At 70.1% G+C, this 22,335-nt stretch carries 11 protein-coding genes; 9 read left to right on the top strand and 2 right to left on the bottom strand.

Going from position 1 to position 22,335, the window contains the following annotated elements; translation table 11 throughout:
- Positions 1 to 155: 155 nt before the first annotated feature.
- Entirely contained in the window at positions 156 to 1,052 is an 897-nt protein-coding gene (locus tag A5694_RS05920) for an NAD(P)H-dependent flavin oxidoreductase (protein ID WP_082952536.1), read from the top strand.
- Positions 1,053 to 1,063: 11 nt separating this feature from the next.
- Here A5694_RS05920 and A5694_RS05915 read toward each other — a convergent pair whose 3' ends face one another.
- Together A5694_RS05915 and A5694_RS05910 are read right to left on the bottom strand one after the other, a co-directional pair.
- The gene (locus A5694_RS05915) at positions 1,064 to 1,534 is read right to left on the bottom strand and encodes a nitroreductase family deazaflavin-dependent oxidoreductase (protein ID WP_064920903.1); all 471 of its coding nucleotides are present in this window, start codon (positions 1,532 to 1,534) and stop codon (positions 1,064 to 1,066) included.
- A 2-nt stretch (positions 1,535 to 1,536) separates the two neighbouring features.
- Complete coding sequence (locus A5694_RS05910) at positions 1,537 to 2,298, bottom strand: TVP38/TMEM64 family protein (RefSeq protein ID WP_082952524.1); 762 nt, start codon at positions 2,296 to 2,298, stop codon at positions 1,537 to 1,539.
- Positions 2,299 to 2,463: 165 nt separating this feature from the next.
- Between A5694_RS05910 and A5694_RS05905 the strand changes: the two genes are divergently transcribed.
- From A5694_RS05905 to A5694_RS05870, 8 genes are all read left to right on the top strand, one after another.
- Positions 2,464 to 4,476, top strand: a complete 2,013-nt coding sequence (locus A5694_RS05905; RefSeq protein WP_064920902.1) for a methylmalonyl-CoA mutase family protein — start codon at positions 2,464 to 2,466, stop codon at positions 4,474 to 4,476.
- Positions 4,477 to 4,481: 5 nt separating this feature from the next.
- On the top strand, positions 4,482 to 6,770 hold the full coding sequence (scpA, locus tag A5694_RS05900) for a methylmalonyl-CoA mutase (RefSeq protein ID WP_064920901.1): 2,289 nt from the start codon (positions 4,482 to 4,484) through the stop codon (positions 6,768 to 6,770).
- On the top strand, positions 6,771 to 7,760 hold the full coding sequence (gene meaB, locus A5694_RS05895) for a methylmalonyl Co-A mutase-associated GTPase MeaB (protein WP_064920900.1): 990 nt from the start codon (positions 6,771 to 6,773) through the stop codon (positions 7,758 to 7,760).
- 67 nt (positions 7,761 to 7,827) lie between these two features.
- On the top strand, positions 7,828 to 9,093 hold the full coding sequence (locus A5694_RS05890) for a serine hydrolase domain-containing protein (protein ID WP_064920899.1): 1,266 nt from the start codon (positions 7,828 to 7,830) through the stop codon (positions 9,091 to 9,093).
- A 26-nt stretch (positions 9,094 to 9,119) separates the two neighbouring features.
- Positions 9,120 to 9,827 (top strand): thioesterase II family protein, encoded by a 708-nt coding sequence (locus A5694_RS05885; protein WP_064920898.1) that lies wholly within the window; start codon positions 9,120 to 9,122, stop codon positions 9,825 to 9,827.
- Between the two features lie 567 nt (positions 9,828 to 10,394).
- Positions 10,395 to 12,152: an AMP-binding protein gene (locus tag A5694_RS05880; RefSeq protein ID WP_064920897.1), complete on the top strand. Its 1,758-nt coding sequence runs from the start codon at positions 10,395 to 10,397 to the stop codon at positions 12,150 to 12,152.
- 58 nt (positions 12,153 to 12,210) lie between these two features.
- Positions 12,211 to 17,559: a type I polyketide synthase gene (locus A5694_RS05875; RefSeq protein ID WP_428844258.1), complete on the top strand. Its 5,349-nt coding sequence runs from the start codon at positions 12,211 to 12,213 to the stop codon at positions 17,557 to 17,559.
- Positions 17,560 to 17,578: 19 nt separating this feature from the next.
- Positions 17,579 to 22,330, top strand: a complete 4,752-nt coding sequence (locus tag A5694_RS05870) for a type I polyketide synthase (RefSeq protein ID WP_064920896.1) — start codon at positions 17,579 to 17,581, stop codon at positions 22,328 to 22,330.
- Positions 22,331 to 22,335 lie beyond the last annotated feature (5 nt).

The raw sequence follows: 22,335 nt of genomic DNA, 5'->3' as shown, positions 1-22,335 counted from the left end.
ACTTTAACTCCGGCACCGGTTTTCCCCGGATATATGTGCACCGCTTTACACCGAATTGTTGCCGGATTGGGGAGGCATTCGTGTTGTTTGCCAGCGCACTTTCCACCGCATTCACCGCCCTGCTCGATGTCGAGCATCCGGTGGTGTCCGCGCCGATGGCCGACGCCGCCGGCGGCTACCTTGCGGCGGCGGTGAGCGCCGCGGGCGGGCTGGGCCTGATCGGCGGCGCCTACGGCGACGAAGGCTGGCTGCGACGCGAATTCGACCGGGCCGGTGACGCCCGGGTGGGCTGCGGGTTCATCACCTGGGCACTGGCCGAACAACCGGCCCTGCTGGACGTGGCGCTGAGCTACCGCCCGGCGGCGGTCATGCTGTCCTTCGGCGATCCGGCACCGTTTGCTGCGGCGGTCCGGGATTCGGGCGCCCGGCTGATCTGCCAGGTTCAGGATCTCGGCCAGGCTGACCGCGCGCTCGGCTGCGGCGCCGACGTGCTGGTGGCACAGGGCATCGAGGCCGGCGGGCACGGTTTCGGCTGCCGCACCACCATGACGCTGGTGCCCGAGATCGTCGACCTGGTCGCCGCCCGGGACTCCACGGTTCCAGTGCTGGCCGCCGGGGGCATCGCCGACGGGAGGGGGCTGGCCGCGGCGCTGATGCTCGGCGCGTCCGGGGTGCTGTGCGGCAGCCTGTTCTACACCGCAGCCGAAGCACTGACCACCCCCGCGGCGCGCGAGACGGTCGCGGCCGCCACCGGCGACAGCACCTGCCGCACCGGTGTGTACGACGTGATCCGCGGCTACCGGTGGCCGGCCGGGCACACCATGAGCGTCCTGCGCAACGCCTTCACCGACCGCTGGCACGGCGCTGAAGCCGACCTGGCGGCCGCGGGCGACCCGGTCGCCGCGCAGTACCGGCAGGCCGTCGCCGAAGCCGACTACCGCACCGCCAACGTCACCGTCGGCCAGGCCGCCGGGTTGATCGGGCCCAGCGCCCCGGCCGGCGACATCATGGCCGGGCTCACCGCCGAAGCAGCACGCCTGCTGGCCCGCTGACGCGGCGGCTGTCAGCGGTCCAGCTGCAGCTCGACCATCGGCAGAGCGGTATCGGTCGCCGTCACCGGCTCGCCCAGCGTCTGTTCGAGCACCGCGCTGAACCGTTCCCAGGTGCGGGGATGGCGCTGGATGTAGTCGCCTAGCACCCGGTCGGCCTCATGTTGGCCGAGCACCCGGGCGGTGGCCGGTGCGGGTCGGCGGCTGCCCGCGTAGACCCGCACCCGGGGATTGGCGGTGATGTTGCGGAACCATTGGGCGCGGTCGCCGAAACCCGACGCGACGATGTAGCGGTGGGCCTGCGGGTGCTCCACGACTTCCAGCACGACGTGGCGGCGGGCGCCGCTCTTGCGGCCGACGTGTTCGAGCATCAGCAGCCGCCCACCGAGCAGCCCGCCGAGGCGTGCCCGATACAGCCAGATCGGCGCCCGCACCAGCCACCGCGACCGCAGTAGGCGGCTGGCGGTGTCGACGAGGACGGACATAGTCAGCAGGTCACCGCCGGTTCGGCGGGTTCAGCGGGCACCGCGGCCGCTGTCGCGCCCGGATGCCGACGGTGGGTGCGCACCTCGTAGATCAGCAACGCCACCCCGACCGCGGCGGTGCACGCCGACACCGCGAACAGCAGCGGGCTCACATCGCCGGTGAGGGCGTCGCCGAGCACCACCACCGCGGCGGTGCCCGGCAGCAAGCCGATCAGGGTGGCCACCGTATAGGGCAGCAGCCGCACCGCCGACGCGCCGGCCGCGTAGTTGATCACCGAGAACGGGATGGCCGGAATCAGCCGCAGCGACACCACCGCCGGCCAGCCGCGCTGCCGCAGCCGGGCATCGAGGGAGTGCATCCGCGGATGGCGCACCACCCGGCTCAGCTGCCAGCCGAATACCCGCATCAGGACCAGCACCGCCACGGCGCTGAGCGCGCTGGCCGCCACCGCCAGGACGACACCAAGCCACGGCCCGAACAGCAGGCCGGCGGCCAGGGTGAACGCGGTCCGGGGAAACGGGAACACGGTGACCACGGTGTGCGCGGCCAGAAAGGCCAGCGGAAACCACGGGCCGAGCGTCTGCGCCCAGTCGCGCAACTGCACGGCGGTGGGTACCGGAACCAGCAGCGCCACCGCGACCACGGCCACGATCACCGCGGTGGTCAAAGCCAACCGCCACACCGCGACTTGGCGAGCGGTGGCCACCAGCGCCGGCCATGCGCTGCGCAGCGCCTGCGGGATTCCGGTCGCGGCGGACTTCACGAGGCTCAAGGGTACGGGCCGATGGTTAACACCATGCGTCGCACCGTGGGCGTTTCTGCGCTCGGCGCACCTCGGCCGCACCCGCCGATCGGCATCATTTAGCCTGGTGAACACGTGTCGGGTAGCGATCCAACTGCTACTCATGAGTAACCACAGGAGCCGCCGGTGTCAATCGACGTGTCCGCCGAACCCGCCGGCCTGGAGCAGGCCCGCGCCCGCTGGCGCGCCGCGGTGGCCGGGGTGCTGGCCAAGAGTTCGCGCCGCGAGCCCGCCGATATCGACTCCGAGACCGGCGGTGAGCCCGAGCGGCTGTTGGACACCCCGGTGGCGGGCGATTTCACGATCCGCGCGCTCTACACCGCTTTCGACGCGCTGCCGGAGCCGCCGCTGCCGGGCAGCTGGCCCTACGTGCGCGGCGCCGACGCCCTGCGCGACGTCAACAGCGGCTGGAAGGTCGCCGAGGTCTTCCCGGCCAACGGTTTGGTGTCGGCCGCCGACACCAACGGCGCCATCCTGGGTGCGCTGACCGAAGGGGTCAGTGCGCTGGTGCTGCGGGTCGGCGACGGTGGTTCAGCGAGGCTCGACGAAGGAGAGGCGAAGCTGGGACCACCGCATAGGCCCGGTGGTTCAGCGAGGCTCGACGAAGGACAGGCGACGCTGGGACCACCGCAAAGCCCCGGCGGAGTGCCGGCCGGCGAGCTGCGGCGAGCCTTCGACGACGTCTATCTGGGACTGGTCCCGGTGCTCCTCGATGGAGCGGGGACCGGCGATTACGCCACCGCCGCTGAGGCGATGCTGGCGCTGATCGACGGCCTCGACCCGAACGACCGGGCCAATCTGTCGGTGGATCTAGGTGCCGATCCACTCACCGCGCCGCTGGCAGCTCGGCCGGCCCCGACGATCGACGAGGTGATCGCGGCGGCGACGCGCGCCGCCGGTCAGCGCGGCGTGCGGGCGATCGCGGTCAACGGCCCGGTGTTGCACAACCTGGGCGCCGGTGCGATCGAGGAGCTGGCCGGCGTGCTGGCCGCCGCGGTGGCCTACCTGCGGGTGCTCACCGACGCCGGACTGTCGGTCGCCGACGCGGCCCGCCAGATCAGCTTCCGGCTCGCCGCCGACGACGACCAGTTCATGACCATCGCCAAGATCCGGGCGGCGCGCCGGCTGTGGGCGCGGGTGGCCGAGGTGGCCGGGGCGCCGGAGTCCGGCGCCGCGATCGTCCACGCCGAGACCTCACGGGCGATGATGACCCAACGCGACCCGTGGGTGAACATGCTGCGCACCACGCTCGCCGCGTTCGGAGCCGGGGTGGGTGGCGCCGACACCGTGATGGTGTGGCCGTTCGACGTCGCGATTCCCGGCGGTCAGCCGGGGGCCTCGCCCACCTTCTCCCGGCGCATCGCGCGTAACACCCAGCTGTTGTTGCTGGAGGAGTCGCACCTGGGCCAGGTGCTGGACCCGGCCGGCGGATCGTGGTTCGTCGAAGACCTCACCGAGCAACTGGCGCAGCAGGCGTGGCGGCTGTTCCAGGAGCTCGAAAAGCATGCAGCACTAGGCGGTTTCGAGGCCGCGCGGGACCACCTCGCCGAGCGGATCGCGACCGTCGCCGCTGCGCGCGCCGACGACATCGCGCACCGGCGCAGCGCCATCACCGGCGTCAACGAGTACCCGAATCTGGCTGAGCCGCCGTTGCCGCCGTCGGCGGCCGCGGACGGCCCCCCGGGATTGCGGCGCTATGCGGCGCAGTTCGAGGCCCTGCGCGACCGCTCCGACGCCCACCTGGCCGCCACCGGCGCCCGGCCGCAGGTGCTGCTATTGCCGTTGGGCCCGATGGCCGAACACAACATCCGGACGACGTTCGCCGCCAACCTGTTGGCCTCCGGCGGTATCGAGGCGATCAACCCGGGGCCGGTGGACGCTGCCGGTGTGGCAGCCGCGGTCGCCGAGGCCGGCTTGACGGTGGCGGTGCTGTGCGGGAGCGACGCGCGCTACGCAGCCGAGGCCGCCGGGGTCATCGCCGCGGCCCGTGCCGCCGGAGTCAGCAGGGTCTACCTGGCCGGCCCGGCGAAGGCCCTGGCCGGCAACCCCGACACCGATCCACAGCCGGACGACTACCTGACCATGAAAATCGATGCGGTGCAGGCATTGTCGGACTTACTGACCCGATTGGGGGCTTGAGCGCCATGACCACCAGCACCTCACCCGGCACCATCGGCAGCTTCGCCGACGTTGCGCTACACGGCGATCGCCGCACCGATCCGGTGACCGAGGGCGCCGTCGCCGCGCACGTCGCGGCCGCGGCGGCTGCGCACGGCTACACCCCCGAGCAACTCCAGTGGCACACCCCGGAAGGTATCGCCGTCAAGCCGGTGTACACCGCCGCCGACCGGGCCGCCGCGGTCGCCGACGGCTACCCGCTGGACAGCTTCCCCGGCGAAGCACCCTTCGTCCGCGGGCCCTACCCGACGATGTACGTCAACCAGCCCTGGACGATCCGCCAGTACGCCGGGTTCTCCACGGCCGCGGACTCCAACGCGTTCTACCGGCGCAACCTCGCCGCCGGGCAGAAGGGGTTGTCGGTGGCGTTCGACCTGGCCACCCACCGCGGCTACGACTCCGACCACCCGCGAGTGCAGGGCGACGTCGGAATGGCCGGGGTGGCAATCGATTCCATCCTCGACATGCGACAGCTGTTCGACGGCATCGACCTGAGCGCGGTCAGCGTGTCGATGACCATGAACGGCGCGGTGCTGCCGATCCTGGCGCTGTACGTGGTGGCCGCCGAGGAACAGGGGGTGCCGCCGGAGAAGCTGGCCGGCACCATCCAGAACGACATCCTCAAAGAGTTCATGGTCCGCAACACCTACATCTATCCGCCCAAGCCGTCGATGCGGATCATCTCCGACATCTTCGGCTACACCAGCGCCAAAATGCCCAAGTTCAACTCGATCTCGATCTCGGGCTACCACATCCAAGAAGCCGGTGCCACCGCGGATCTGGAGCTGGCCTACACGCTGGCCGACGGGGTGGACTACATCAAGGCCGGCCTGGACGCCGGTTTGGACATCGACAAGTTCGCGCCCCGGCTGTCGTTCTTCTGGGGCATCGGGATGAACTTCTTCATGGAGGTCGCCAAGCTGCGTGCGGGCCGGCTGCTGTGGAGTGAGCTGGTCGCGCAGTTCAACCCGAAGAATGCCAAATCGCTGTCGCTGCGCACACATTCGCAGACCTCCGGATGGTCGCTGACCGCCCAGGACGTGTACAACAACGTGGCTCGCACCTGCATCGAGGCGATGGCCGCCACCCAGGGCCACACTCAGTCGCTGCACACCAACGCCCTCGACGAGGCGCTGGCGCTGCCCACCGACTTCTCCGCCCGCATCGCCCGCAACACCCAGCTGCTGCTGCAGCAGGAGTCGGGCACCACCCGGCCGATCGACCCCTGGGGCGGCTCCTATTACGTGGAGTGGCTGACCCACCAGCTGGCGCAGCGCGCCCGCGCCCACATCGAGGAAGTGGCCCAGCACGGCGGGATGGCCCAAGCCATCAGCGACGGCATCCCCAAGTTGCGCATCGAGGAGGCCGCTGCCCGCACCCAGGCCCGGATCGACTCCGGGCGCCAGCCGCTGATCGGCGTCAACAAGTACCAGGTCGCCGAGGACACCGAGATCGAGGTGCTCAAGGTCGAAAACAGCCGGGTGCGTGCCGAACAGCTGGCCAAACTCGAGAAGCTGCGCGCCGAGCGCGACGAGGCGGCCTGCCAGGCAGCGCTGGCCGAGCTGACCCGGGCGGCCGGTAGTACCGGGACGGCGGGGGAGGACGGGCTGGGCAACAACCTGCTGGCGCTGGCCATCAACGCCGCCCGGGCCAAGGCCACGCTCGGGGAGATCTCCGACGCCCTGGAGAAGGTCTACGGGCGCCACCAGGCCGAGATCCGTACCATCGCTGGCGTCTACCGTGATGAAGTCGGGAAGGGCAGCAACATCTCTAGCGCAACCGCCCTGGTGGAGAAGTTCGCCGAAGCCGACGGCCGCCGGCCCCGGATCCTGATCGCCAAGATGGGTCAAGACGGGCACGACCGGGGCCAGAAGGTGATCGCCACCGCGTTCGCCGATATCGGTTTCGACGTCGACGTCGGCGCGCTGTTCTCCACCCCCGACGAGGTCGCCCGGCAGGCCGCCGACAACGACGTGCACGTGGTCGGGGTGTCCTCACTGGCCGCCGGTCACCTGACCTTGGTGCCGGCGCTGCGCGACGCGCTGGCCGAGGCGGGCCGGCCCGACATCATGATCGTCGTCGGTGGGGTCATCCCGCCCGGCGATTTCGACGAGCTCTATGCCGCGGGGGCGACCGCGATCTTCCCGCCGGGCACGGTGATCGCCGACGCCGCGGTGGGCCTGCTGCACACGCTCGCGTCGCGGTGTGGCTACGAGCTCGGCGAGCCGGGCGGACCGGTCGCCGACCCGAGATAGATGGCCGCCAGCATGGGCGACACCGTCGCGGCGTTGGCGGCAGCGGTGCGGTCCGGTGATCGCTCGGTGCTGCCGCGGGCCATCACCCTGGTCGAGTCCACCCGCGCCGACCACCGCCAGCAGGCCCAGGAACTGCTGCTGGCGCTGTTGCCGGCCGCCGGCGGTGCCCGCCGGGTAGGCATCACCGGCGTGCCCGGGGTCGGCAAGTCGACCACCATCGAGGCGCTCGGGATGCACCTCATCGAGCACGGGCACCGGGTGGCGGTGCTGGCGGTGGACCCGTCGTCGACGCGTACCGGCGGTTCGATCCTGGGCGACAAGACCCGGATGCAGCGGCTGGCCGCGCACCCGGACGCCTACATCCGTCCTTCACCGACGTCGGGCACCCTGGGCGGGGTCGCCAAGGCCACCCGGGAGACCGTGGTGCTGCTGGAGGCCGCCGGCTTCGATGTGATCCTGATCGAAACCGTCGGCGTCGGCCAGTCCGAGGTGACGGTGGCCGGCATGGTCGACACCTTCGTTTTCTTGACCCTGGCCCGCACCGGCGATCAGTTGCAGGGCATCAAAAAGGGCGTGCTGGAGCTGGCCGACGTCGTGGTGGTCAACAAGGCCGACGGCGAACACCTGCCCGAGGCGCGGATGGCCGCACGAGAGCTGTCGGCCGCGATCCGGCTCATTTATCCGCGTGAAACCCTTTGGCGCCCCCCGGTTTTGACGATGAGCGCGATCGAGGGCACCGGGCTGGCGGAATTCTGGGACACCGTCGAGCGGCATCGCCAGACGCTGATCGACGCCGGCGAGTTCGATGCCAGGAGGCGCGCCCAGCAGGTGGACTGGACCCGGCAGTTGGTGGCCGATGCGGTGCTGGAGCGGGCGTTGGCGGATGCGTCGGTGCGCGAGGTGCGCACCGACGTCGAACAGCAGGTGCTGCGCGGTGAGCTGACCCCCGCGCTGGCCGCCCAGCGAATCCTCGCCGCCATCTGGCATTAGCCGCCTAACCGCCGACGCGCCGGATAACTCGACTTATCTGCGCCGGTCGCGAGGTAGATTGCCAATCATGAGGCAGCATCCCGACCCGCGCCAGACGGCGCTTCCGGCGAACGTGCACGGCGCGGCAGACCCGAACTTCGGCTGCGCGGTGCGCGCCTTCGCGGCGATGTTCCCCGGCCGCCGCTACGGCGGTGGGGCGCTGGCGGTGTACCTGGACGGCCGGCCCGTCGTCGACGTGTGGACCGGATGGTCGGACCGGGCGGGCCGGGTGCCGTGGTCGGCCGACACCGGCGCCATGGTGTTCTCGGCGACCAAGGGTGCGGCGTCGACGGTCATCCACCGGCTGGTCGACCGGGGTCTGATCGACTACGACGTCCCGGTGGCGCAGTACTGGCCGGAGTTCGGCGCGAACGGAAAGGCCGCGATCACCGTCCGGCAGCTGCTGGGCCACCGGGTCGGGCTGACTCACCTGCACGGCGCCAGCAGAGCGGACCTGCTGGACCACCTGGCGATGGAAGCGCGGATGGCTGCCGCGGCACCTGGCCGCGAGTTCGGCAAGCCCGCCTACCACGCGTTGACCTACGGCTGGCTGCTCTCCGGGCTGGCCCGGGCCGTCACCGGCGTCGGCATGCGGGACTTGTTCCGCGCCGAGCTGGCCGCCCCGCTGGACACCGATGGCCTGCACCTGGGCCGGCCACCGGCCGGTGCGCCGACCGTTGCCGCGGAGATCATCATGCCGCAACGCAACCGGCAGAACCCGGTGGTGGATTTCCTGGTGCCCAAGGCTGCCGCGCTGCTGCCGTACGGGGGACTCGGCGCGTTCTACTTCCCCGGCGTGATGGGCACGGTGCGCGGCGACATCCCCTTCCTGGACACCGAGGCCGCCTCCATCAACGGCGTCGCGACCGCGCGAGGATTGGCCCGCCTCTACGGCGCACTGGCCAACGGCGGGCGGATCGACGGCACCCAGTTCCTGTCCCGCCGATTGGTGGACGGCCTGACCGGTCGGCACACCCTGGAGCTGGACCGCACCGTCGGCGTTCCGCTGGCGTTTCACCTCGGCTATCACGGTGTTCCGTTCGGCCAGGTGCTGCCGGGCTTCGGCCACGTCGGGCTGGGCGGCTCGGTGGGCTGGGCCGACCCGGCGTCGGGGCTGGCGTTCGGATTCGTGCACAACCGGCTGCTGACCCCGTTCGTGGCGCTCGACCATGCCGGTTTCGTCGGGACGGCCGCACTGATCCGCCGGGGTGTCGCCCGCGGCCGCCGGCACGGAATCAGCACCGTGCCGCGGCTCGGGGCACCGTTCGCCGAGCGGGATGCCGCAATCGGGTAGCCGGTGCACCCGTTAGGGTGTCCCGAGTGACAGACCGTACGCCGAAGCTCTACATCTTCCCGCACGCCGGCGGATCGCCGCAGTACTACGTTCCGTTCTCCAAGGCGTTCGCCACCGATGTCAAACGCATCGGTGTGCAGTACCCGGGCAAGGGCGGCAACCATGACCTTGGTGCGTTCACCAGCATCGAGGATCTCGCCGACCGGGTCTGCGAGAAGCTGCCCTCGCCGACCGGCGGACCGGCCGCCTTCTTCGGGCACAGTATGGGCGCCCTGCTGGCCTTCGAGGTGGCCCGCCGGTTCGAGGCCGAGGGCAAGGCGATCGCGGCGCTGTTCGTGTCCGCCGCGGGCGCACCGGGGCGAGCGGGGTACGACAACATCGGCGACTCCGATCGCGGACTGCTCGAGGCGGTCAGCCAGATGACCGGAGTCAATCCGGAGTTTCTGGAGAACGAGGAATTCGCGGCGAAGATCCTGCCGACGCTGCGTGGGCTGAAAGCCATCGCGAACTACGACTGCCCGCCCGAGGCCCGGGTGTCCTGCCCGATCGTGGCCTTCCACGGCGACCAGGACGACGTCGCCACCGCCGACAAGGTCGCTCCCTGGGCCGAGCGCACCACCGGCGAGTTCAGCGTCCGGACGTTCACCGAGCCCGGGCACCACTTCTACCTCAACGATCACCTGCCGGAGCTCGTCGGCGCCATCGAGGAGAAACTCGCGGTCTATTGCCGGTGATGACACCGGCACCCCGGCAGCCATCCTGTGAGGTACCTGTTGGTGCCGGTGTGACCGCTGGTGCTGGACGTGTTTTCTGCGCTACGATGCCGGGTCTACTGCGTCAGCACTGTATGGACACCCATAAATTCCTTGTCAACAGCGCCTACGTGGTAACCTCCGCGGGAGGGAAACACCTGGGATGTCGGGGTCCAAGGAGTTTTTGCGTTGGTTCCACATCCAGAAGGGGTACCCGTGTCGATGGTCGAATCACCCGCACCGGCCGCATCGGCCGCGCGATCTCGGCGCCCGGCTGTACCCGCCCTCACCTTTGACCGGCATGGCGGGCGACCGGCCCCGGTTAAGGCTGAAGTTCTCGGCTGAGCAGGTCGGGCAACGTGCCCACCGGACCCGGCCTCGCATGGGACACATCCCAAATGTCGCTAATCCAATTGCATACCTCCGCTGTGCAGGACCACCGCGCAGCGAACCGTCAGTCCGGACCAGACGCCTGACGACTTTCGACGGGGACGAAGTACTCAGCAGGTGAGGTCCGCGGACCTGACAGCACAAGGAGAAAACATCGCTATGCCGGCCACTCAATCGCACATTCCGAGCTTGTTGGCGGAGCGGGCCCGGGAAAAACCGGATGCGCCTGCCTACACCTTCATCGACTTCGACGTCGACCCGGCCGGATACCGCGAGACCGTGACCTGGTCGCAGCTGCGCAACCGCGCCCAGGTGGTGGCGGCCGAACTGGCGACCTGCGCCTCCCCGGGCGACCGGGTGGCGCTGTTGGCCCCGCAGAGCATGGAGTACATCGTCGGGTTCTACGGCGCGCTGGAGGCGGGGATGATCGCCGTTCCGCTGCCGGTACCGATGTTCGGTGTGCACGACGAGCGGGTGTCGGCAGCGCTGCGCGACTGCGCCCCGGCGGCGATCCTGACCACGTCGGCCGCCGTCGGCGACATCGCGAGCTCGATCAGTGACCTCGGCGGCACACCGCCGGTGGTGATCGAGGTGGACGCGCTGGACCTCGACTCCCCGCCGGCGGTGGCGCCCACCGCCACCGCACACACCAAGGTGGCGTTCCTGCAGTACACCTCCGGCTCGACCCGGACTCCCGCCGGCGTCATGGTGGGGCACCACAACGCGATCGAGAACATGCGGCAGATGATCGCCGACACGTTCGAGAACGTCGGAAAGAAGGTGCCCGACGACACCACGCTGGTGGCCTGGCTGCCCTTCTACCACGACCTGGGCCTGATGTGCGGCATCATCTTCCCGCTGGTGGGCGGCCATCAGGCGGTGATCTTCAGCCCGATGGCCTTCCTGGCCAAACCGGCCCGCTGGATGCAGCTGGTGGCCAGCTACCCCAATGCCTACACCGGTGGACCCAACTTCGCCTATGAGCTGGCTGTCCGGCGCACCTCCGACGAGGACATGGAAGGCCTCGACCTGAGCCGCGTCCACACCTTCGCCTTCGGCGCCGAGCGGGTGCACGCGGCCACGCTGCGGCGGCTCGTCGACCGGTTCGCCAAGTTCAACCTCAACCCGGCGGCGCTGCGGCCCGGCTACGGGCTGGCCGAGGCCACGGTCTACCTGACCTCGAACACCCCCGGCAGCCCGCCGCCGACCCCGCGCTTCGACTACACCAAGCTCGCGAACGGCACCGCCGAGCCGAGCGGCCCCGAGGGCGGCGTCGAGCTGGTCAGCTGCGGGGTGCCCCGCGCCTGCACGGTGCGCATCGTGGACCCGGACACCCAGACGGAGAACCCGGAGGGCAAGGTCGGCGAGATCTGGGCGTACGGCCCCAACGTCGCCGCGGGCTACTGGCACAACCAGCAGGCCACCGAGGCGACCTTCAGTGGCAAACTGGTCAACCCGTCGCCGGGCACGCCTCAGGGGCCTTGGCTCAAGACCGGCGACCTCGGGGTGGTCTCCGACGGCGAGCTCTACATTGTCGGCCGGATCAAGGACCTGCTGATCGTCGACGGGAAGAACCACTACCCGGACGACATCGAGGCCACCGTCCAAGAAATCACCGGTGGGCGTGTCGCCGCGGTGTCCATCCCGAACAGCCGGTCGGAAGAGCTTGTTACGATCGCCGAGTTCAAGAACAAGGGGGGCTCGGATGAGGAGGTCGCTGACAGGCTGAACGAGGTGAGGCGGAAGGTCACGGCCGCGTTGTCGAAAGCGCACGGTCTGGCGGTCGGCGATCTGGTTCTGGTGCCACAGGGTGCCATCCCGATCACGACCAGCGGCAAGATCCGGCGCTCCAGCTGCGTAGAGATCTACCAGCGGGACGGGTTCGACCGACTGGATGCTTCCGCTCGGTCTGTGTGACAGATGACGAGCTGCTCGCGCAGCTTTCGGGGAGGTTGAGTTGAGCGAGATGAATGCAGTGCCGGCCGGGGGGCCGGATCGCCGGGCGATTGTTGCTGAGGCGCTGCGCAAGATTGATGATTTGACGGCGCGGTTGGCGGTGGCTGAGGCCGGTGATACCGAGCCGATCGCGGTGGTGGGTTTGGGTTGTCGGTTGCCGGGCGGGGTTCATGATCCGGCGGGTTTCTGGCGGTTGTTGTGTGCTGAGGGTTCGGGGATTGTTCGGGTTCCGGCGGATCGTTGGGATGCGGATGCGTTTTATTCGTCGGATCATTCGGTGCCGGGGACGATTTGTTCTCGCGAGGGTGGGTTTTTGACCTCGTGGCAGCCTGCGGAGTTTGACGCGGAGTTTTTTGGTATTTCGCCGCGTGAGGCCGATGCGATGGATCCTCAGCAGCGGTTGTTGATGGAGGTGGCGTTCGAGGCGTTGGAGCATGCCGGGATCACCAAGGAGGCGATCCGGGGCACGCAGACCGGCGTCTTCGTCGGGCTGACCACCAACGACTACGCCCTCAACATCGGCGGCAGTATCCGTCCCGCCGACATCGATCCCTACGTGCCGTTCGGCAATGCCGCCAATTTCGCGGCCGGTCGGCTGGCGTATTTCCTTGGGGTGCATGGTCCGGCGATCATGCTTGATACTGCGTGTTCGTCGTCGTTGGTGACGATTCACCTGGCGTGTCAGAGTTTGCGGCGCCGGGAGTCTGATCAGGCCTTGGCGGCCGGGGTGAACCTGATGCTGACGCCGCAGAACAGCATTGCGACGTCGCGGTGGGGGATGTTGGCCCCTGATGGGCAGTGCAAGACCTTTGATGCCGCCGCCGACGGTTACGTCCGCAGCGAGGGTGCTGGGGTGGTGGTGCTCAAGCGGCTTTCGGATGCGCAGCGTGATGGTGACCGGGTTCTTGCGGTGGTGCGGGGGTCGGCGGTGAATCAGGATGGGCCGTCGAGTGGTCAGACGGTGCCGTCGGGTCCGGCGCAGCAGAAGGTGTTGCGGGCGGCGTTGGCTGCGGCGCGGTTGTCTCCTGGTGATATCGACTATGTCGAGGCGCATGGGACCGGTACGGCGTTGGGTGATCCGATCGAGTTGGATGCGTTGTCGGCGGTGTTCGGTGAGCGGGGTGCGGCCGCGCCGTTGGTGTTGGGGTCGGTCAAGACCAACCTGGGGCATCTCGAATCTGCCGCTGGGGTGGCGGGTTTCATCAAGACGGTGTTGTCGGTGCAGCACGGGTTCATTCCGCGGCATCTGAATTTCTCGCAGTTGACGCCGAATGCCAGTGCGGGGGCGTCGAAGTTTCAGATTCCGTCGCAGGCGATGGCGTGGCCGGCGGTGTCGCGTCCGCGTCGGGCGGGGGTGTCGTCGTTCGGGGTGTCGGGCACCAACGCGCATGTGGTGATCGAACAGGCCCCTGCCACCGAATCCGCCGAGATCGAGGTCGCCCCGGCGCCGGTGGTCAGCACGTTGCTGGTGTCGGGTAAGTCGCCGGCGCGCATCGCGGCCACCGCCGGTGTGCTGGCCGAATGGATGGCCGGCGAAGGCGCCGAGGTGCCGCTGGCCGACGTCGCCTATACCCTGCGCGAACACCGCAGCCGCTTCAAGTACACCGCCGGCGTGTGCGCCCGGGATCGCGCCGCCGCAGTGGCCGGATTGACCGCACTGGCCGCCGGAGAGAGTGGCGCCGGTGTCGCCGAACCGCGGATCCGCCCGTCAGATTCCCGGCCGGTGTTCGTGTTCTCCGGTCAGGGTTCGCATTGGGCGGGGATGGGTCGGCGGTTGTTGGCGGATGAGCCGGTGTTTGCTGCGGCGATTGATGAGTTGGAGCCGGTGTTTGTCCGTGAGGTGGGTTTTTCGCTGCGGGAGGTGATTGCCCAGGGCGCGGAGATCTCCGGTGATGCTCAGGTGCAGCCGGTGATCATGGGGTTGCAGTTGGCGTTGGCGGCGTTGTGGCGGTCCTATGGGGTGGTCCCGGCTGCGGTGATCGGGCATTCGATGGGGGAGGTGTCGGCGGCGGTGGTGGCCGGGGCGCTGACCGCCGAGCAGGGTGTGAAGGTGATTGCGGCGCGGTCGGCTTTGATGTCGCGGCAAGCCGGTCAGGGTGCGGTGGCGTTGTTGGAGTTGGACGCCGATGCGACACGTGAGTTGTTGGCGGGGTATCCGCAGGTGGCGGTGGCGGGGTATTTGTCGCCGCGGCAGACGGTGGTGGCTGGGTTGCCGGCGGATGTGGATGCGGTGATTGCGGCGGTGTCGGCGCGGGAGCGGTTTGCGCGGCGGGTCAATATGGAGGTGGCTTCCCATACCGCGTTCATGGATCCGATTCTGGATGAGTTGCGCGCGCAGCTGGCGGATTTGGTGCCGGCGGCCCCGCAGATCCCGTTCATCTCCACGGTGGTCGACCCGGCCGGGCCGGCGCCGGTGCTCAACGGCGACTATTGGGCCAACAACGTGCGCCAGCCGGCCCGCGTCAGCCAGGCCATCACCGCCGCGGGCGAGAAGTACGGCACGTTCATCGAAATCAGCCCGCACCCGATCCTGACCCACACCATCGACGAGAACCTGGAGACGGTGCCGCACTGCAGCGTCGCCACATTGGTGCGCAACGGCGACGACACGGTCAGCTTCCACGAGCACCTCAACAGGGCACACCCGGTCAGCCCTCGGGAGCTGCCGCACCCGGCCGAGCCGCACCCGGTGCTGCCCGCCTCGCCGTGGCGGCACACCCACCACTGGCTGGAGAACGAAAACTCCGTCAGCGCAGCCGAATCCGCACCGCGGCCCGGCGTACTGCTGGGCACGCACATCAAGATCGGCGCCACGCCGACCGTGCACCTGTGGCAGGCGCGGCTGGCTCCGGAGTCCAAGCCATACCCGGGTGTGCACCGCAACAACGGTGTGGAGCTGGTGCCGGCATCGGTGCTGCTGCAAACGCTTTCCGAGGCCGCGATCGCGGTCAGTGGGCAGCCGGCCGTCAGCGACATCCGCTTCGAGCACCCGATCCTGGTCGACCGGCCGCGGACCATCCAGGTCGTCGCCGACGCCGAATCGGTGGTCATCTTGTCGAAGTCGGTGTCATCGAAGTCGGTCACCGACGACGACGCCGGCGTGCGCTGGATCAAACACCTCAGCGCCCGTATCACACCCCGCGGCGAACCCGCTTCGGACGGCACCGAGGCGATGCACAAAAACGGCCACGCCGGAACGCAATTCGATGACGACGCGGTGACCTCGCTGTGGCTGACCTGGGGCAGCGAAGGCCGCCCCTTCGACTGGTCGCTGGTCTCCGGGCGGTCGACGCCGGTGGAGCTGCGGGCCGACATCGAAGCAGCAGAGTCCGCGCCAGGGACGGTGGCGCTGCTCGACGCCGCGCTGCACGTCGCGCGGCTAGTGGACGGGTCCAACCCGGAGTTGATGGTTCCCGCCGCGGTCGACAGCATCCGGTTCGCTGCTGCACCGCCCGCCGACGGCCGGGCCGGCGTCACCGTGCACCGGCGCGACGGCGGCGACGGGCCGCTCGTCGTCGACATCGCGGTGACCACGCCCGACGGCGGACGCTGCGCCGACATCCGCGGACTGCGCTACGCGGCGCTGGACACCGCGACCCCCGCCCAGGACCCCAGCTCGATCGCGCACGCCATCGAATGGCGGCCCTGGGACGCCGCGCCGGGCACCCCGGACCAGCCCGGCACGCTGGCGGTGGTCGGCGACGGCGCCGCTGCCGAGGCCCTGCTGGGCGGACTGACCGCAGCCGGTCACCGCACGGCCGGCATTGCCGAGGCCCAGGCCGTCGTCTACGTCGCCGACTCCCGGCCGGACGAGTCCGACCTGGACTGCGCGTCCCGCCTGGTCGGCGAGGTGTCCGACCTGGTGGCGCGGCTGGCCGAGCGGGACACCCACCCGCCGGCGCTGTGGATCGTCACCCAGGGCGTGCACGAGGCGGCGTCTGATGCCGCGGTGCGCCAAAGCTGCCTGTGGGGCCTGGCCGGGGTGATCCGCGCCGAGCAACCGCAGCTGTGCGGCGGCTTGGTGGACCTACCCGCCGACCCCGCCGGCATCGCCGAGGGCGTGGGGACGTTGTCGGCGGTGCTGCGCACCCCGGCGAAATCCATTCTGGTGCTGCGCAACGGCCAGTTCCTGGCGCCGACGTTCACCCCGATCTCCGGTCCGCCGCAACGCGAGCCGATGGTGTGCCAGCCCGACGGCGCCTACCTGATCACCGGCGGCATGGGCGCACTCGGCCTGCTGATGGCCGGGTGGCTCGCCGACCGCGGCGCCCGCCGGCTCGTATTGGCCGGGCGCAGCGCGCTACCGCCCCGGCGCGACTGGGACAACGACGACCTCGACGCCGACATCCGGCATAAGGTCGCCGCCATCCGGGCGCTGGAGCGGCGCGGCGTCAGCGTCGACGTGGCCGCCCTGGACATCGGCTCCCGCGACGGCGTGGTCGACCTGCTGGCCCGCCGCGACGCGGCGGGAGCACCGCCGATCCGCGGCATCATCCACGCCGCCGGCGTCACCGAGGGCCAGCTGCTGACCGAGGTCGACGACGACCGGCTCCGGGACACCATGTGGCCGAAGGTCGCCGGCGCCCAGGTGCTGCACGAGCTGTTCCCGCCGGCCAGCGTGGACTTCTTCTTCATGACCGCCGCGGCGGGCGCGGTGTTCGGGGTGCCCGGCCAGGGCGCCTACGCGAGCGCGAACGCCTACCTCGACGGGCTGGCCCGTGCCCGCCATCTGCGGGGCTGCCACAGCGTCAGCTTGGACTGGGTGGCCTGGAAGGGCCTCGGCTTCGGCGCCGAGGCGCACGTCGTGCTGCACGAGTTGGAGCGGATGGGTTCCCGCCCGATCTCCCCGGCCGAAGCCTTCGCCGCCTGGGACCACGTGGAGCACTACGACGTCGCCCAGGCCGTCATGGTGCCGCTGCCCCTGGAAGGCTCCGTAGGGAGGCCGGGATCCTCCGCTGCCGACGGTGCCGCACCGACCCGCGACTGGTCGCAGCTGCCCGCCGATGAGATACTCAGCGAGCTGGAAATCGGGTTGCGCAGCATTCTGGCCCGCGAGCTTCGCATGCCGGAGGCCGATCTGCAGTTGGACCGGCCGTTCGCCGAGCTCGGCCTCAACTCGGTGATGGCGATGGCCGTCCGGCGCGATATCGAAGCGCTCGTCGGCCTGGAACTGTCGGCGACGATGCTGTGGAACCACCCGACGACTGCGGCGCTGGCGGCACACCTGACCGGCAAGCTGCTGCCGCAGGAGGAGTCCGGCGACGACCCGGCGGCCGCCAACGGCGCACTGCCCGAGTCGGCCGACAGTGTGTTGAATGAGCTGTTCGACAGCGTGGAATCGGCTCCGGCCGGATGGGACGGGATCTAGTGGGAATTGAGTCCCTCGCATGACCGCAGCATTTGACGAAGAATCCCTGCGCCACTGGCTGGCCGACTACCTGGTCACCAATATCGGCTGCAGCCCCGACGAGATCGATTTCAACGCGTCGCTGAACGACCTGGGCGTCGGATCCCGCGACGCGGTGGTGCTCTGCGGAGAGCTGTCGGAACTGCTCGGCCGCAAAGTCTCGCCGGTCGAGCTCTGGCAGCACCCGTCGGTCGCGGAGCTGGCGAAGTTCCTCATCGAGCCGGAGTCCGCCGACGAGGAGTCGACCCCCGAGCCGGGCCGGCTCGGCTCCGACGAGCCCGTCGCGGTGATCGGTCTGGGCTGCCGGTTCCCGGGCGACATCGACTCGCCGGAAGCGCTGTGGCAGTTCCTGATCGACGGCGGCAACGCGGTTACCGAGGTGCCGGCCGACCGTTGGGCGCCGTTCGACGACGGGTCGCCCGAGACCACCAGTGCGATCGCCCGCACCACCCGGTGGGGTTCGTTCCTGAGCGACATCGCCGCCTTCGACGCGGAGTTCTTCGAGATCTCCAGCCGCGAAGCCGTCAAGATGGACCCCCAGCAGCGGCTGCTGCTGGAAGTGGCGTGGGAAGCGTTGGAGCACGCCGGGATTCCGGCGACCTCCCTACGGCGCTCGCAGACCGGCGTGTACGTCGGGGCCAGCATCACCGAGTACGGCTGCCACGCCTCCGCCGACCTGCAAGGCGTGGACGCCTGGAGCAACGCCGGTGGCGCACTGAGCATCATCGCCAACCGGCTGTCGTACTTCCTGGATCTGCGCGGCCCCTCGGTGACCGTGGACACCGCGTGCTCGTCGTCGCTGGTCGCTCTGCACCTGGCGTGCCGCAGCCTGCGCACCGGCGAGTGTGACACCGCCATCGCCGGCGGGGTGAACCTACTGATGTCCCCGGCGGTGTTCCGCGGCTTCGACCAGAGCGGTGCGCTGTCGACGACGGGCGCATGCCATGCGTTCGACGCCGAGGCCGACGGTTTCGTCCGCGGCGAGGGCTGCGGTGTCGTGGTGCTCAAGCGGCTCTCGGATGCCCGGCGCGACGGCGACCGGGTGCTGGCGGTGGTCCGCGGATCGGCGATCAACCAGGACGGCCACTCCAACGGCCTGCTGGCGCCCAACCCGGCCGCCCAGATGGCGGTGCTGCGTTCGGCCTACGCCGACGCCGGTATCGCGCCTCAGGAAGTCGACTACGTCGAAACCCACGGCACCGGAACGCTGCTCGGCGACCCGATCGAGGCGCGGGCGCTGGGCACGGTACTGGGACGCGGACGCCCCGCGGATGCGCCGCTGCTGCTCGGTGCCGCCAAGTCGAACCTGGGCCATCTCGAGGCGGCCGCCGGCATGGTCGGCTTCATCAAATCGGTGCTGGCCGTGCAGCGCGGGCAGATCCCGCGCAACCTGCACTTCAACACCCCGAACCCACACATCGCCTTCGACCAGTTGCGTCTGAAAGTCGTTGCCGAACAACAGGACTGGCCGTCCACCGACCACCCGCGGCGGGCCGGGATCTCCTCATTCGGCTTCGGCGGCACCAACGCGCACGTGGTGATCGAGCAGGCGCCACCAGCCAAAGTCACTGCGCGCGAAGCAGATCCAGCGGTCACCACGCTGGTGGTCTCCGGGCGGACCCCGGAACGGATCGCGGCGACCGCCGGCGACCTGGCCGCCTGGCTGAACGGTGACGGCGCCGAGGTGGAACTGCCCGACGTCGCACACACCCTCAACCACCACCGCGCCCGCCAGGCCCAGTTCGCCACCGTGTGCGCCCGCGACCGCGGCCAGGCCATACGCGGTCTGCAGGCGCTGGCCGCCGGCACGTCGGCTGATGGTGTCGTCGGTCCGCACGACGGGCCATGCGGGCCCGGCACGGTGTTCGTGTACTCCGGGCAGGGCTCGCACTGGGCCGGTATGGGCCGGCAACTGCTCACCGACGAACCGGCGTTCGCCCGGGCGCTGGCCGTGCTGGAGCCGGCGTTCGTCGAACACGTCGGGTTCTCGCTGTGGCAGGTGATCTCCGGCGGTGAACCGGTCAGCGGCGACGCGCAGGTCCAGCCCGTCCTGATGGGGCTCCAGCTGGCCCTGACCGAACTGTGGCGCTCCTACGGGGTGCACCCCGACGCCGTCATCGGTCACTCCATGGGGGAGGTGACCGCCGCCGTGGTGGCCGGCGCCCTGAGCCCGGCCGATGGCTTCCGGGTGATCGCGGCCCGCTCCCGGCTGATGTCGCAGCAGGCCGGCCAGGGCGCGGTGGCGTTGCTGAATCTCGACGCCGAGACTACCGAGTCACTGTTGGCCGCCTACCCGGGTGTCAGTGTGGCGGGCTACCTCTCGCCCAAGCAGACCGTGGTGGCCGGCCCGGTGGCGCCGGTTGACGCGGTGATCGCCGCCGTGAGCGCCCAGAACAAGTTCGCCCGACGGGTCAACATGGAAGTGGCCTCGCACACCGCGCTGATGGACCCGATCCTGCCCGAGCTGCGCGCGGCGCTGACCGGCCTCACACCCGAGGTCGCCACCATCCCGTTCTTCTCCACCGTGACCGAGAGCGCCATGCCCGCCGGTGGCATGCCGCTGCTGGACGCCGACTACTGGGTGAACAACGTGCGGCAGCCCGCGCTGCTGGCGCAGGCCGTCACCGCCGCCAGCGCCGAACACACGACCTTCGTCGAGGTCAGTGCGCACCCGATCCTGACCCACGCGATCGCCGACACCTGCGAGGCCCTTGGCGGGCACCACCACAGCGTGGGAACCCTGGCGCGCAACGCCGACGACGCGGTCAGCTTCCACACCAACCTCAACCGGACGCACACCGCCCAGCCGCCGCAGACACCGCATCCGCCGGAACCGCATCCGGTGCTGCCGACCACGCCGTGGCAGCACAACCGCTACTGGATCGAGACCGTTGCCGTCCGCAGCGCCGCCGGCCCGGTGAGCAGCGGCGCTGACCGGGCCACCGGCCACCCCGGTGCGGTGCCCACCGACTGGTGGTGCGAGCTGACCTGGCCGGCCAGCGACGTGGCCGCGGCCGACACCGCCGAGCAGTCCTGGTTGGTGATCGGCGACGATGTCCTGGGTGCCGAGATCGCCGCGTTGCTCGGTGGCACGGTGACGATGCTGGCCGCCGACGCCGACCCGGCGGCACTCGCCGCGGCGCTGCCCGGGGCCACCCACGTCCTGTACGCGCCGACGACGGCGGCGGCCGACCTCAGTGCGGGCCCGGCTTACCAGGTGTTCAACACCGGCCGGCGGCTGGCCGCGGCCATGGCGGATCAGCCAGTCCCGGCGAAGTTGCTCCTGTTGACCCGCAACGCCCAACCCGTCGGCGACGGCGACCGGGCCAATCCCGCCCATGCCGTGCTGTGGGGCCTGGGCCGCAGCCTGGCCCTGGAGCATCCCGAGATCTGGGGCCGGGTCGTCGACGTCGACGAATCGGTTCCGGCCGCGCTGGTCGCCGGGTACCTGCTCACCGAGGCCGGCGCCGCCGACACCGAGGACCAGATCGTCTACCGCGCCGGCGTCCGCCGCGTCCCGCGGCTGCGCAAGGGCCGTCCGACCGGGGCCGCCACACCCGTCGAATTCGACCCGGACAGCTGCCATCTGGTGATCGGGGCTACCGGCAACATCGGGCCGCAGCTGGTTCGGCAGCTGGCGGCCAGCGGGGCCCGGACCATCGTCGCGGTGTCGCGGCGCCCGGGCACGCGTCTTGACGAGCTGGCGGCCGAATTGTCCTCGACCGGGACGACGCTGGTGACGGTGGCCGCCGACGCGGCCGACGAGACGGCGATGAGCGCGCTGTTCGACCGGTTCGGTCCCGACCTGCCGCCGCTGGCCGGTATTCACGTGGCGGCCTTCGCCGGTGGGCCGGTGACCCTGCGCGACATGACCGACGACGACGTCACCGCCATGTTCCGGCCGAAGCTCGATGTGGTCGCGGTGCTGCACAAGCTGTCACTGCGCCACCCGGTGCGCCACTTCGTGCTGTTCTCGTCGATCTCCGGAATCACCGGGTCGCGCTGGCTGGCGCACTACACGGCGACCACCACGTTCCTGGACACTTTCGCCTACGCACGTCGCGCGGCCGGGCTGCCGGCCACCGCGATCAACTGGGGCCTGTGGAAGTCGCTCAACGACACCCAATCCGACGTCGAACGCCAGGTGACGGTGGAGTCCGGCCTCGAGCCGATGAGCGACGACGTGGCGATCGGAGCGCTGCCATTGGTGATCGGCGCCCACAGCGCCGTGCGGCACACCGTGGTGGCGGCGGACTGGGCGCGGCTGGCCACCGCCTACCGCACCCGGGCGGCGCTGCACATCGTGGATGACCTGCTGGCCGTTGCCGAGCCGGCGGACGGTTCGGCGCCGGTGAGCACCGAGTTCCGCCGCGCCCTGACCGAAGCCGAACCGCAAGAGCGCCTGGAGTTGCTGCGCGACCACGTCACCACACAGGTCGTGGCCGCCATGGGCCTGGCGTCACGGCACGCCTTGGACCCCACGGCCGGATTCTTCGCCTCCGGCATGGATTCGTTGATGAGCGTGACCCTGCAGCGGGCGCTGTCGGACAGCCTCGGCGAAACACTGCCGGCCGCAGTCGTATTCGACTATCCGACCATCGAGGCGCTGACCGGGTACCTGGCCACGATCCTGCCCGAGCTGGTGGAGGCCGCCGAACAGGACAGCACCGACGCCTATGACGACATGAGCGATGACGAGCTGCTCGCGCAGCTGTCGGAGAGGTTGAGTTGAGCGGG

The organism is Mycolicibacter sinensis (assembly GCF_001667945.1).
Taxonomy (GTDB): domain Bacteria; phylum Actinomycetota; class Actinomycetes; order Mycobacteriales; family Mycobacteriaceae; genus Mycobacterium; species Mycobacterium sinense_B.
Note: the sequence above shows the minus strand (reverse complement) of the source record. Positions and strands in the feature narration are given on the sequence as shown.

Bases quoted from the DNA above. Each gene is read 5' to 3' on its own strand.
- meaB (WP_064920900.1), top strand. From the start codon at position 6,771: ATGGCCGCCAGCATGGGCGACACCGTCGCGGCGTTGGCGGCAGCGGTG.
- A5694_RS05890 (WP_064920899.1), top strand. From the start codon at position 7,828: ATGAGGCAGCATCCCGACCCGCGCCAGACGGCGCTTCCGGCGAACGTG.
- scpA (WP_064920901.1), top strand. From the start codon at position 4,482: ATGACCACCAGCACCTCACCCGGCACCATCGGCAGCTTCGCCGACGTT.
- A5694_RS05920 (WP_082952536.1), top strand. From the start codon at position 156: ATGGCCGACGCCGCCGGCGGCTACCTTGCGGCGGCGGTGAGCGCCGCG.
- A5694_RS05880 (WP_064920897.1), top strand. From the start codon at position 10,395: ATGCCGGCCACTCAATCGCACATTCCGAGCTTGTTGGCGGAGCGGGCC.
- A5694_RS05870 (WP_064920896.1), top strand. From the start codon at position 17,579: ATGACCGCAGCATTTGACGAAGAATCCCTGCGCCACTGGCTGGCCGAC.
- A5694_RS05915 (WP_064920903.1), bottom strand. From the start codon at position 1,534: ATGTCCGTCCTCGTCGACACCGCCAGCCGCCTACTGCGGTCGCGGTGG.